9 protein-coding genes are annotated in these 12,076 nt (G+C 69.0%); 5 read left to right on the plus strand and 4 right to left on the minus strand.

Features of this window, described 5'->3' with window-relative positions; all coding sequences use genetic code 11:
* Positions 1–19 precede the first annotated feature (19 nt).
* Together gltB and B9Y64_RS13125 are read right to left on the minus strand one after the other, a co-directional pair.
* Positions 20–4,474, minus strand: coding sequence for a glutamate synthase large subunit (gltB, locus tag B9Y64_RS13120; RefSeq protein WP_100441085.1), 4,455 nt, complete (start codon positions 4,472–4,474; stop codon positions 20–22).
* Positions 4,475–4,833: 359 nt separating this feature from the next.
* Positions 4,834–5,223 carry an I78 family peptidase inhibitor gene (locus B9Y64_RS13125; RefSeq protein WP_100441086.1) on the minus strand — a complete coding sequence of 130 codons (390 nt, stop codon included), beginning with the start codon at positions 5,221–5,223 and terminating at the stop codon, positions 4,834–4,836.
* Between the two features lie 111 nt (positions 5,224–5,334).
* Between B9Y64_RS13125 and B9Y64_RS13130 the strand changes: the two genes are divergently transcribed.
* Positions 5,335–6,390: a DNA topoisomerase IB gene (locus tag B9Y64_RS13130; RefSeq protein ID WP_100441087.1), complete on the plus strand. Its 1,056-nt coding sequence runs from the start codon at positions 5,335–5,337 to the stop codon at positions 6,388–6,390.
* Here B9Y64_RS13130 and B9Y64_RS13135 read toward each other — a convergent pair.
* Positions 6,368–6,676: a hypothetical protein gene (locus B9Y64_RS13135; RefSeq protein WP_100441088.1), complete on the minus strand. Its 309-nt coding sequence runs from the start codon at positions 6,674–6,676 to the stop codon at positions 6,368–6,370. The two genes, B9Y64_RS13130 and B9Y64_RS13135, sit on opposite strands and share 23 nt — an antisense overlap.
* A 284-nt stretch (positions 6,677–6,960) precedes the next feature.
* On the opposite strand from B9Y64_RS13135, the gene B9Y64_RS13145 reads away from it, so the two are divergent.
* The 4 genes from B9Y64_RS13145 (at position 6,961) to B9Y64_RS13160 (ending at position 11,690) form a co-directional block, all read left to right on the plus strand.
* The gene (locus tag B9Y64_RS13145) at positions 6,961–8,376 is read left to right on the plus strand and encodes an XVIPCD domain-containing protein (RefSeq protein ID WP_100441090.1); all 1,416 of its coding nucleotides are present in this window, start codon (positions 6,961–6,963) and stop codon (positions 8,374–8,376) included.
* Between the two features lie 3 nt (positions 8,377–8,379).
* Positions 8,380–9,192: an SPOR domain-containing protein gene (locus tag B9Y64_RS13150; RefSeq protein WP_100441091.1), complete on the plus strand. Its 813-nt coding sequence runs from the start codon at positions 8,380–8,382 to the stop codon at positions 9,190–9,192.
* A 107-nt stretch (positions 9,193–9,299) separates the two neighbouring features.
* Positions 9,300–9,686, plus strand: a complete 387-nt coding sequence (locus tag B9Y64_RS13155; RefSeq protein ID WP_014035478.1) for a BlaI/MecI/CopY family transcriptional regulator — start codon at positions 9,300–9,302, stop codon at positions 9,684–9,686.
* A gap of 3 nt (positions 9,687–9,689) precedes the next feature.
* Positions 9,690–11,690 (plus strand): M56 family metallopeptidase, encoded by a 2,001-nt coding sequence (locus B9Y64_RS13160; RefSeq protein ID WP_100441092.1) that lies wholly within the window; start codon positions 9,690–9,692, stop codon positions 11,688–11,690.
* Positions 11,691–11,730: 40 nt separating this feature from the next.
* On the opposite strand, the gene B9Y64_RS13165 is transcribed toward B9Y64_RS13160, so the two are convergent.
* Complete coding sequence (locus B9Y64_RS13165) at positions 11,731–12,045, minus strand: I78 family peptidase inhibitor (RefSeq protein ID WP_100441093.1); 315 nt, start codon at positions 12,043–12,045, stop codon at positions 11,731–11,733.
* Positions 12,046–12,076: the final 31 nt, after the last annotated feature.

A 12,076-nucleotide genomic window follows, 5' to 3' on the forward strand; every position in this document is an offset into this window, starting at 1 on the left:
GTGGGGAGGCCGGTGCGCCTTACGCGGCGCGGCGCAGGGTTTCGGTCAGCGACTCGATGCTGGCGGCCTTCGGTTTGACCAGCCAGAACTTGCCGATGTAATCGCGGAACTCGTCCAGGATCTGCTGTGCCCAGATGCTGCCGGTCAGTTCGCGATGGCGGCCGATCAGCCGGTGCAGGTGCTGGCGGTAGTTCTCGAAGCCTTCGGCGGACACGCGATGGATGTCGATCAGCTCATGGTTGTAGCGGTCGACGAAATCGCGATCCACGTCCAGTACGTAGGCCAGGCCGCCGGTGAAGCCGGCACCGAAGTTCAGGCCGACCTTGCCAAGCACCAGCACCACGCCATCGGTCATGTACTCGCAGCAGTGGTCACCGGCACCTTCCACCACCGCCAGCGCGCCGGAGTTGCGTACCGCGAAGCGCTCGCCCGCGCGGCCAGCGGCGAACAGCTCGCCGCCGGTGGCGCCGTACAGGCAGGTGTTGCCGATGATCGCGGTGCTGCGCGCCTCGAAGCGGGCACCACGCGGCGGGCGCACCACCAGGCGGCCGCCGGCCATGCCCTTGCCGACGTAATCGTTGGCTTCGCCTTCCACTTCCAGGTGCAGGCCACCGACATTGAAGGCGCCAAAGCTCTGCCCGGCGCTGCCGCGGAAGCGCAGTTCCAGCGGTGCCTCGGCCATGCCCTGGTTGCCGTGCGCGCGCGCCACCGCACCGGCAAGGCGGGTGCCGATGCTGCGGTCGGTGTTGTGGATCAGGAAGCGATGCTCGCCACCGTGCTTGTGCTCGATGGCCGGCGCCAGCAGGCCATCCATCTGCGTGGCCAGGCTGTCCGGCGATTCGTACAGGCGCTGCGCGGCGCAGTGGCTGCCCTCGTAGCGGCTGTCGGCCAGCAGCCGCGACAGGTCCACGCGCACGCCGTCGCGCGGCGCGGCCTCGATCTGCCGCAGCAGGTCGGTACGGCCGACGATCTCTTCCAGCGAGCGCGCGCCCAGCAAGGACAGCCAACCGCGCACTTCCTCGGCCAGCAGCCGGAAGAAGTTCTCCACGCGCTCGGGCTGGCCGGTGAAGTGGTTCTCGCGCAGGCGCTCGTCCTGGGTGGCCACGCCGGTGGCGCAGTTGTTGAGGTGGCAGATGCGCAGGTACTTGCAGCCCAGCACGATCATCGGCGCGGTGCCGAAGCCGAAACTGTCCGCCCCCAGCAGCGCCGCCTTGACCACGTCCAGGCCGGTCTTCAGGCCGCCATCGGTCTGCAGCAGGGTACGCCCGCGTAGATCGTTGGCCAGCAGCGCCTGGTGCGCTTCGGCCACGCCCAGTTCCCATGGCACGCCGGCATAGCGGATCGAGCTGACCGGCGAGGCACCGGTGCCGCCGTCATGGCCGGAGATGGTGATCAGGTCCGCGCCTGCCTTGACCACGCCCGCGGCAATCGTGCCGACGCCGGCATGGCTGACCAGCTTCACCGACACCAGCGCGGTCGGGTTGACCTGCTTGAGGTCGTAGATCAGCTGCGCCAGGTCCTCGATCGAATAGATGTCGTGGTGCGGCGGCGGCGAGATCAGGCCGATGCCCGGGCGCGCATAGCGCAGCCGTGCGATCAGTTCGTTGACCTTGTGGCCGGGCAGCTGGCCACCCTCGCCGGGCTTTGCACCCTGCGCGACCTTGATCTGCAGCACCTCGGCATTGACCAGGTACTCGGCGGTCACGCCGAAGCGGCCCGAGGCCACCTGCTTGATCTTGCTGCGCCGCTGCGTGCCATAGCGTGCCGGGTCTTCGCCGCCTTCGCCGGAATTGCTGCGGCCGCCGAGGCGGTTCATGGCAATCGCCAGCGCCTCGTGCGCTTCCGGTGACAGTGCGCCGAGGCTGATCGCCGCGGTATCGAAGCGAGGGAAAAGCGTACTGGCCGCTGCGACCTCCTCCAGTGGCGTCGGCGTGGCGGCCGGCACCAGTTCCAGCAGGTCGCGCAGCGCCGATGGCGGGCGTGCATGCACCGCATCGCAGTACTGCTGCCAGGCACGCGGGTCACCGCTGCGCGCGGCGCGCTGCAGTGTGGTCACCACGTCCGGGTTGTACATGTGGTACTCGCCGCCGTGCACATACTTCAGCAGGCCACCGACATCCACGTCCTGCTGTGCGTCCCAGGCCTGCGTGCACAGCTCGCGCGCGTCGGCATCCAGGCGTGCGAAGCCGGCGCCACCGATGCGCGAGGCGGTATCCGGGAAGCACAGGTCCACCACTTCCGGTTCCAGGCCGATGATCTCGAACAGCTGCGCACCGCGGTAGCTGGCCACGGTGCAGATGCCCATCTTCGAGATGATCTTCGACAGGCCCTTGTAGACGCCCTTGCGGTAGCGACGGCCGATCTGCGACTGCTCACCGCCCTTGCTGAGCTTGAGGATGCCGCGCCGGCCCAGATCGAACAGGGTCTGGTAGGCCAGGTACGGATACACCGCAGTGGCGCCGAAGCCGAGCAGGCAGGCCATGTGGTGCGGGTCGCGCGCGGTGCCGGTCTCGACGATCAGGTTGACGTCGCAGCGCAGGCCCAGCCGCGAGAGGTGGTGGTGGATGGCGCTGGTGGCGAGCAGGGCATGCACCATCGGCCGCCCGGCCACCGGGTAGCGGTCGGACAGCAGCAGCATCACCATGCCCTCGCGCGCGGCCTGTTCGGCCTCGGCGCAGATACGCTCGATGCCGGCACGCAGGCCCTCGTCCTCGCTGTAGGAAAGGTCGAGCAGGCGGTTGGCGTGCACGTACTGGTCCATCTTCAGCAGCTGGCGCAGCTTGCGCTGGCTGAGCACCGGCGAATTGAGGATGACGTGGTTCACCGTCTCCGGGCCGGCATGGAAGATGTTGGTCTCCCTGCCGAGCTGGGTGGACAGGGACATCGCGCAGTCTTCGCGCAGCGGATCGATCGGCGGGTTGGTGACCTGCGCGAAGGCCTGGCGGAAATAGTCGTACAGCGGACGGCTGCGCTGGCTCAGCACCGCCATCGGCGTGTCGTCGCCCATCGAGCCGGTGGCTTCCTGCTCGGTCTCGGCCAGCGGCCGCAGCACCTGTTCCACTTCCTCGCTGCTGAGCTGGTACAGCTTGTGATAGCTGCGCAGGGTGCCTTCGTCGAAGGGCTCTTCCACCAGTGAGGGGTCGATCAGTTCGGTCTGCAGGTAGGTTACGCCCTGCTGCAGCCACTGCTTGTACGGTGCGCGGCCGCGGTTGATGCGGTCCACCGCGTCGGAGTCGAGCAGGTCGCCGCGCTTGAGGTCGATGGCGATCATCTCGCCCGGGCCCAGCTTGCCCTTGCGCACCACGCGCTCGGTCGGCACTTCCCACACGCCCGCTTCGGAGGCGACCAGGAAGTGGCGGTCGGCGGTCAGCATCCAGCGCGCGGGGCGCAGGCCGTTGCGGTCGAGGGTACACACGGCGTAGCGGCTGTCGCAGGCGACGATGCCGGCCGGGCCGTCCCAGGGTTCGCTGTTGAGGCCATGGAATTCGTAGAACGCCGCCAGGTCGGGGTCCTTGAATTCCAGCGACTGGGTGGCCGGCGGCACCAGGATGCGCAGTGCCTGGATCAGTTCCATGCCACCGGACACCATCAGCTCCAGCATGTTGTCCAGGCTCTGCGAGTCCGAACCGTGCATGGAGATCACCGGGTCGAACTCGGCAATGTCGAAGCGCGGCGTCTTCCACACCTTGCTGCGTGCCTGCGCCCAGCGGCGATTGCCTTCGATGGTGTTGATCTCGCCGTTGTGGGCGAGCATCCGGAACGGGTGGGCCAGCGGCCAGCGCGGCAGCGTGTTGGTGGAGAAGCGCTGGTGGAACACGATCGCGCTGGAGGCCAGTTCGCGCCGCTGCAGGTCCGGATAGAAGCGGCTGAGTTTGTCCGGCAGCACCATGCCCTTGTAGCTGATCGCATCCGGGGTGAGGGTGGTGACGTAGAAGTCGGCGTGCGCGCGCAGCTGCTGTTCACTGCGGCGACGGGCCAGGAACAGTGCCAGCGCGAAGCCGGCGTCATCCTGGCCGACGCCGGCATCGACGAAGACCTGTTCGATGCGCGGCAGGGTATCGCGCGCCAGTTGGCCGCAGACGCTGTCGTCGGTGGGTACCTTGCGCCAGCCGGCGACCTTGCAGCCGACCGCTTCAACCTGCGCCTGCAGCTGGGTGCGGCAGGCGTGTGCGGCATCGGCGTCGTGCGGCAGGAACACCAGGCCGGCAGCGAACCGCGCAGCCGTGGTGATACCGGCTTCGCTGGCCAGCAGTTTCAGGAACGCATCGGGGCGGCGCAGCAGCAGGCCGCAGCCATCACCGGTCAGCCCATCGGCGGCGACGCCGCCACGGTGGGTCATGCGCGAAAGCGCGGCGATGGCGGTATCAACCAACAGGCGCGAAGGTTGATCGTCGAGCTGGGCGACCATGCCAAATCCGCAGGCATCGCGCTCGGAGCGCGGGTCGTAAAGCCCTTGGCGGTTGCGGGGGGCCATCTCTACCTCGATGCGTATAGGGTTGGCGGCGACACTCGTCCCCGCTCTGTAGAGCACGCCCTGTACGTCATGGTGGAGTGTGCCGCGCATGGCGCGGCCCTTCGGGAAGCCGCCTGGCGCACGCCCTTTCGGCGTTGCCCACCTTGCGCAGGCACTCGCCTGCGCGGCGGCGCGCGCCTTGCCTGGCCGCACGCCAAGTGTCTTCACATCCACCCTGACGCACACGCCGTGCTCTTCCTGGAGCGCATCGTGAGGCCACCGGATGCCTCGACTAGATCACAGGTTGCTGCAGCGCCGCAATACACGGTTGCAGGTGCAACAGAACGCGCCGGCAACCCCGTGCCGGCGCGGGGTCAGGCTTAGCCGCAGCGCACGCCGCTGACCAGGCCCTTGTCGTCCACTTCGATGTTCAGGCGGTCGCCCAGGAACTCCATCGTGGCCACGTCATTGGGCTTCATGACGCGCAGCTGGTGGGCACCGGCATCTTCCTGCGCCTGCTTGCCCAGCGCGTCGGCATAGGCCTGGCCGACCAGGCTCTGCACCTGGCTGGCGTCGCAGGCACCGACCGGCGGTGCCTCGGTGGCCTTGCCAGCCTCATCGGCCGGTGCCTTTGCAGCCTCGGCGGCCTGCTGTGCATGGGCCGTGGCCGAATCCTGCTCATCCAGCGCCGGTGCCTGGCAGGCGGTCAGCGCCAGCACGGCCGGCAGCAGCAGGGCGGAGAGCGAACGGGCGCGAATCGGGAACGACATCATGACTCCGGAAGGGATTGTGAAAACCCGAGCATAGCGGCGAACCGATCCTCACGTGTTTGTCTTGTGTTATCGACAGGTTCGCGGCATCGCGACAGCGACACTGCGGGCATGCCAACCCCCTCTACCCCCGAACGACAGGCCGCGCGTGCCGCGGGCCTGCGCTATGTCGATGACACCCAGCCGGGCATCAGCCGGCGCCGCGCCGGCAAGGGTTTCAGTTACCGCGATGCCGATGGCCATGCGGTCCGCGATGCCGCCACCCTGCAGCGCATCCGTGCGCTGGCGATTCCGCCGGCCTATACCGCTGTCTGGATCTGCGCCCACGCCAATGGGCACCTGCAGGCCACCGGCCGCGATGCGCGTGGACGCAAGCAGTACCGCTACCACGCTGACTGGGCCAGGGAGCGCGACGCCGGCAAGTTCGATCGCATCATCGCCTTTGGCGAGGCCCTGCCGACGTTGAGGCGGCGTGTGTCGCGGGATCTCAAACGGCCGGGGTTTCCACAGGACAAGGTGCTGGCCATGGTGGTCGCGCTGCTGGCCGATACGTTGGTGCGGGTCGGCAATGAGGCCTATGCGCAGCAGAACCGTTCGTTCGGGCTGACCACACTGCGCAACCGGCATCTGGAACTGCTGCGCGGCGGCCGCGTGCGCATGCGCTTCCGTGGCAAGTCCGGGCAGCTGCAGGAGGTGACCGTGGGCGATCGCCGGCTGGGGCTGCTGGTGCGGCGCCTGCAGCAGTTGCCCGGCCAGGCGCTGTTCCAGTACCGCGATGACGACGGTGCGCTGCAGCCGGTGGATTCCGGTGCGGTGAACGACTACCTGCGCGAGGTGATGGGCGAAGACTTCACCGCCAAGGATTTCCGCACCTGGGGCGGCACCGTGGCCGCGGTACAGGCGTTCGCGGCCACCGAACTGCCGGAGCCGGCCAGCCAGCGCGCGCTGGCGCAGGCGCAGCGTGCGGTGGTGTGCGAGGTGGCGTCGCTGCTGGGCAACACGCCGGCGGTGTGCCGCAAGGCCTACATCGACCCCTGCGTGTTCGCCGGCTGGGAGCGTGGCGAACTGGCGAAACTGGCCGGCCTGCGCGGGCCGCGCCAGTGGGAACAGGCGACCCTGCGCGTGCTGCGCAGGGCGCGCCGGCTCAGCCGCAGTAGATCGCGGTGATGTTGTTGGTGCGGCCCTTCTCGATGGTCAGGCGGTCGCCGCCTTCGCTGGCCGGTGGCACCCTCGGGCCGTCGTGACGCAGTACCCGCACATGCAGGCTGTCGCTGTCCACGCGTGCGCGGGCCACGGTGGCGTCCGAGGCAGCAAGGCCGAGTGCGCCGCGCACCATGTCACTGTGGCACTGGCCGGAAATCACGCCGTCGATCGGCTGCACCTGGGCTACCGGCGTGCTGCTGCAGGCGGCGAGGGCAACGCAGACGGCGGCGGTGGCGATGGCATGTTTCATGGACGCGTTCCTTGAATGGTTACGTGCAGCGTGCGACCACAGGCGTGGTGGCGGAATGAATACCGTGCACATCGTGGACACGGTGCATTCACTGCTGCCGACTGCGTGGGTGCAGACACTGCAGGAGCGGCATGCACCGCCTCCGGTAGTGCCGGCCGCTGGCCGGCAGGCCGCGCGGAGCCTGCTGAACGGGGCTTGGTGGGGGTGTGCGGCAGGTGTCAACGGCTCGACGCGCGCGCTGGAGTAGGCTGGGACCCCATGCCGATCACGTTCAAGGACCGATCATGCCCGAGATGGACATCAACGCAGCGGCCAATGAAGTCGTAGCCCTGTTGCGGCAGCACGACGCCTGTGGTGCGGCCGCGCGCCTGGAAGCCCTGCACAACGGCCAGAGTGCGGTGGTGCAGGAATCGCTGGATCGCTACATCGCGGCGCGTGGCGCCACCGAACTTGAAGCGTTGCGCCGAAGCAATGGCGTGGCCGCCGCAGACGCGGCCACGGTCAATCCGATGCTGGATCGCCTGCGTGAGGCGACGCGCCCACCGCGCATGCCCGATGCGGCAGAGACCGCAGGCCTGAGCCAGGCCCAGCAGTACGACGTGTACGGCAGCATCGTGGCCCAGCGCGGCAACAGCGCGGCCAATGACGCGATGGCAACGCGGGACCGCGTTGTTCTGGGGCTGCGCGACGAGAACCGCACCACCGAGGCACGCGGGCGTGGCGTCTATGACGACCGCATCGTGGTGCTGTGGAAGGATGCGCAGGGGCACGGCCATGTGCGCGAGTTCAACCAGGCCACGACCGAGCCGACCGCCCAGTACGACGGACATGCCAAGACCACGCCGCGCAGCCCGGGCTTCGGCAACGTGGCGCCGCGCACCAAGACCGAGGGTGAGGACGTCGACGGCGACCGGGTCAAGGACCTGGGGCGCCTGGGCGAGGGCACCACCGAGATGCGCGCAACGACCCATCCGCGCAATGGCCATCCCGCCGAGTTCGCGCTGCGTCCTTCGCAGGACGCGATCACCGCGGGCGCCGGCCGGGTGGAACGGGACAGCAATGGCGACGGCTGGTTCGATGCACGCGATACCCAGGGCGTGCAGGACCTCAACGACACCTTCAAGATCCACCGTGGCAGCCGGTCCAACACCGATTCGGCCGGCTGCCAGACCATCGGCGGTGGCGAGTACGACGACTTCGTGGCGACGGTGCGTGGCACGCCCGGGCAGAACCGTTGGCAGTACGTGCTGACCTCGGTCGCACCGGGGCAGGCGCGCGAGCTGGAGCAGGATGCACCGCTTGCAGCCAATGACGATCCTCGCCAACCCGGTCATCGCGATCATCCCCTGCAGCAGCAGATCAGTACGCACCTGCGGGGCTTGGGCGGACGCTACGCCGAACATGCCGATGCCTACAGCCTGGTGATGCTGCGCGAAGCGAAGGCCGCCGGCATCACCCAGGTCGACCAGATCGTGGCCAGCAACCCGAGTGCGGGCCGCGCGGCGGGCGAAACGCTGTTCCTGGTGCAGGGCAGTCCGGGCGATCCTGCGGCGCTGCGTGCAGGGGTCAATGCGGCGGAGGTGCGCGAGACCGCGGTGGAAACCAGCCTGCGCCAACTGCAGCAGCAATCGCGCGAACAGGGGGCACCCGTGCCCGCGCCGGCACAGCAGCACGAAGCACCCGCGATGGGAGGGCGTTGAACGATGATCCGGTCGCACCTGAAGCCAAGCGTTTCGTTGATGCTGCTGCTGGCCTGCAGCGCCTGTGCGCCCGCCGGGGAGCGCGCCGTGCCGGTCGCACCCATCGCGAAGGCGGAGGCGAAACCGTCGGCCTTGCCTGCGCAGGCAGGGCCCACTGAACGCGGATTGCCTGCATTGCCGGAAGCCTCCGGCAGCGCCCATCCCGGCGGCCGCTACGGCGCGTTGCCCGAACCTGCCAGACGGGTGCTGGCGCAGTTGAAGTGCAATGTGGAGGGCGCCAGCAACGTGCAGGTGCTTTCCATTCCCGCGCAGGGGGGCCAGCAGGATTTCATGGTCACCGACCGCGGCGGGCCCCATTTCCGCTACTGGATACGCTCGTTCTCCAGCAGTGGTGGTGCCACCGGGTATCTGGTGCAGTTGCGGGACTGCCCGGCAACCACCACGGGCATGCGCGCCTACATCGCACAGGGAGCCGCACCGCTCCAGGACGTCACCGCGTCGCTGCTGGCGCAGGCTGGCCTGCCCGATGGGGCGACGATGACGGCATACCAGGACAAGGGCGCAGGCGATCTGTTCGCCTTCATCGGCGTGCTGGACAAAGTACCGGTGCTGCGGTGGGTGGCCGAGGCCGATCCCGAACAGCCACTGGCCGCCGATGCGCGCAGCTTCGACCATGGCAATGCCATCCACGGCGGTTTCCTGCGCTGGAACCAGGATCACTTCGAGGTGGCCAGGACCGTTCCCGCCACGCTTTGGCCCTGCGATGACAGCCCGTTGCTGCCGTGCAGGGGCGACCCGTTCGTGATCGGCCGTTGAGGCGGTAGGTCGCCCCCTACCGTTCGTCGGCCCATGACTTCCGGGGGGTTGACTACAGTTGTCGTCACGCAGAAAGTGACGACACGTGTAGTCAAGGGAGTGGTGTCATGCGTGGCAAGACGATCGGGGACCAGGAACTGGCCCTGCTGCAGTACATCGATGAACATGCGCCGGCCACGGTCGGCGAGGTCGCCAGTGGCTATGGCGAGGCCCGCGGCCTGGCCCGTTCCACCGTGCTGACGATGATGGAGCGGCTGCGGGCGAAGGGGTATCTTCAGCGCCAGCAGCAGGACGGCGTCTATCGCTACCAGGCCACCCGTGGCCCGGAGAGCGTGCTGCAGGGAGCCGTGGCCCAGTTCGTCGACAACACCCTGCAGGGCTCGGTGTCGCCGTTCGTGGCCTATCTGTCGCAGCGCCAGCAGGTCAGCGACAACGAGCTGGCTGAGCTGGAAGCGCTGGTCGCCCAACTCCAATCGCGCCGCCACGAGGGCTGAGCCATGGACACCACGATGCTGATTCCGATGTTGGAACGCCTGGGCTGGACCAGCCTGCAGACCGTGCTGCTGGTGGCCCTGGTGTACGGCGTGTGCCGCGCACTGCCGTCGCTGTCGGCGGCCACCCGCTGCCGCCTGTGGTGGCTGGTGTCGCTGCAGGCCGTGCTCGGCCTGTTCTGGAGCCAGCCGTTGCAGTTGGCCTGGCTGCCGGCCCCGCAGGCGGTGGCGATGACTGCCACCGAAGTGATGACCGAGACGCTGCATCCGCTGGCTCCGGAAGCCTCGGCCCAGCTGCTGGCCGCAATGCCGGTGCCGGCTGCGGACGTGCCGGCGGTGGCGTGGTGGGCGGTTGCACTGGCCGCGCTGTGGATGTCCGGCGTGCTGCTGATGGCCCTGCGCACCTTCGGTGAGTGGCGCCGCTGCCGCGCGCTGCTGGCAGCGGCCTATCCCTGCGAGGACGAGGCGCTGGTGCAGGCCCTGCAGCTGGCCTCTGATGCGCACGGCGTGCGCCCTGCGCCGCGGTTGTGGATGAGTACGCAGGTGGACGCACCGCAGCTGGTCGGTCCGTTCCGTCCGGTGCTGCTGCTGCCGGCCGGTGACAACGCCCTGCAGGGCGACGCGCTGGACCTGGCCCTGACCCATGAACTGCAGCACCTGCAGCGGCGTGACCTGCAATGGGGCCTGTTGCCGGCGCTGGCGCAGCACCTGTTCTTCTTCCACCCGCTGCTGCGCCTGTCGGTGCGTGAATATGCACAGGCACGCGAAGAAGCCGTGGACGCAGCGGTGGTTGGCCAGCATGGTGCCAGCCGCCAGGCCTATGGCCGTCTGTTGCTGCAGCTGGGCGTGGCACCGCAGCCGCACCTGGGCGTGGCCAGCGCCGCACCGGATACCACCAGCCTCAAGCGTCGCCTGCTCTCGTTGCAGCCACGCCGGGCCTGCCCGCGCATCCTGGCGACGGCGCTGACGGCTGCCGTGGTGCTGGTGGGCGTGGCGCCGATGCGGCTGGTCGCTGCGCCGGTGCCGCCGGCACCGCCCGCGCCACCGGCGGCGCCGAAGGCCGTGGTGCCGCCCCCGCCGAAGGCACCGCAAGCGCCGCCCGCACCGCCCTCGGCCGCGCGCGTTCCGGCCGTGCCGGTGGCTCCCGCGCCGCCGGCCGAACCGGCTGACGTCGAGGCATTGTCAGGTCCGGACGATGCGGACGTGGCGGTCGACGTGGATGTCGATGTCGATGTCGATACCGGTATGCACAGTGGTCGCACGACCTCCCGCACCACCTCGATCACCACCTACGGCCGCTTGGACCTGGGTAAATCGCCGCCGCAGGCCTTCGTGCTGGTCGATGGCGATTCGACCTTCGCCAACGGCGGCATGGACGATGTGACGGTGGCCCGCAGGCAGCTCGGCAAGGGCCCGGCGTTGTGGTTCCGCCAGGGTGACAAGCGCTACGTGGTGCGTGACCCGATGATGATCCAGACCTTGCAGCGCGCCTACAGCAGCGCGGTGGATCTGGGTCGCCAGCAGAGCGAGCTGGGCCGTCAGCAGAGCGCGCTGGGCCGCCAGCAGAGCGACATTGGCAAGCAGTTCGGCGAGATGGGGCGACTGCAGGGTGAGGAAGCACGCCGCATGGCACGGGCCGCCGCCGAGGCTGCGCGCAGTGCGATGGCCGCGCATGACATCAACCGCGAAGCCGCGGCGGAAGCGGCGAAGGCGGCGCGGGGCGCGACCAACGATGCGGCCGTTGCACGTGAGGCCGCACGTGAGGCCGCCGCACAGGCACGTCGTGCGATGCAGGAAGTGGACAACGAAACCGCGCGGGCCAGCTACACCCGCGACATGCAGCGCCTGGCCAGCCAGCAGTCTGAACTGGCCAGCCGCCAGGCGGCGCTGGGCAGCCAGCAGGCCGCGTTGGGCGAGCGCCAGGCACGCGTGCATGCCGAGGCGTCGCAGCAGGCGCAGCAGGTGATCGCGCGCGCACTGGCCAGTGGCAAGGCCGAACGTCTCTGATCGGTAGTGCCGGCCGCAGGCCGGCACCCACTTGGAGCGATCAACCGCAGCTGGCGCGTTCGATCCGGTTCTGCGCGTCCACCTGCACGGTCACGCGGTCCTGGCGGAAGTCCATGGTTACCGCCATGCCCGGCTTGACCACCCGTGCATTGCGCGCGCCGCTGTCGGCGACCAGCTTTCTGATCGTGGCCTCGTCGGCGGTCTTGCCGGTGAAGGCTTCCAGCGCCTCCGGCCTGCATTCGTGCGCGGCATCGGCCACGGGTGCCGGTGCGGGATCACGGGCGGTGCTGCTGCCGGCGTGGCTGCAGGCGGCCAGCGGCAGGATGGCGAGCAGGGCAAGGGGATTGAGGCGCATCGTCGGGCTCCAGGCGTGGATGGTGGCGGCA

This window comes from Stenotrophomonas maltophilia (assembly GCF_002799245.1).
Lineage (GTDB): Bacteria > Pseudomonadota > Gammaproteobacteria > Xanthomonadales > Xanthomonadaceae > Stenotrophomonas > Stenotrophomonas maltophilia_S.

Bases quoted from the DNA above. Each gene is read 5' to 3' on its own strand.
- B9Y64_RS13160 (WP_100441092.1), top strand. From the start codon at position 9,690: ATGGACACCACGATGCTGATTCCGATGTTGGAACGCCTGGGCTGGACC.
- B9Y64_RS13150 (WP_100441091.1), top strand. From the start codon at position 8,380: ATGATCCGGTCGCACCTGAAGCCAAGCGTTTCGTTGATGCTGCTGCTG.
- B9Y64_RS13130 (WP_100441087.1), top strand. From the start codon at position 5,335: ATGCCAACCCCCTCTACCCCCGAACGACAGGCCGCGCGTGCCGCGGGC.
- B9Y64_RS13165 (WP_100441093.1), bottom strand. From the start codon at position 12,045: ATGCGCCTCAATCCCCTTGCCCTGCTCGCCATCCTGCCGCTGGCCGCC.
- B9Y64_RS13155 (WP_014035478.1), top strand. From the start codon at position 9,300: ATGCGTGGCAAGACGATCGGGGACCAGGAACTGGCCCTGCTGCAGTAC.
- B9Y64_RS13125 (WP_100441086.1), bottom strand. From the start codon at position 5,223: ATGTCGTTCCCGATTCGCGCCCGTTCGCTCTCCGCCCTGCTGCTGCCG.
- B9Y64_RS13135 (WP_100441088.1), bottom strand. From the start codon at position 6,676: ATGAAACATGCCATCGCCACCGCCGCCGTCTGCGTTGCCCTCGCCGCC.
- B9Y64_RS13145 (WP_100441090.1), top strand. From the start codon at position 6,961: ATGCCCGAGATGGACATCAACGCAGCGGCCAATGAAGTCGTAGCCCTG.
- gltB (WP_100441085.1), bottom strand. From the start codon at position 4,474: ATGGCCCCCCGCAACCGCCAAGGGCTTTACGACCCGCGCTCCGAGCGC.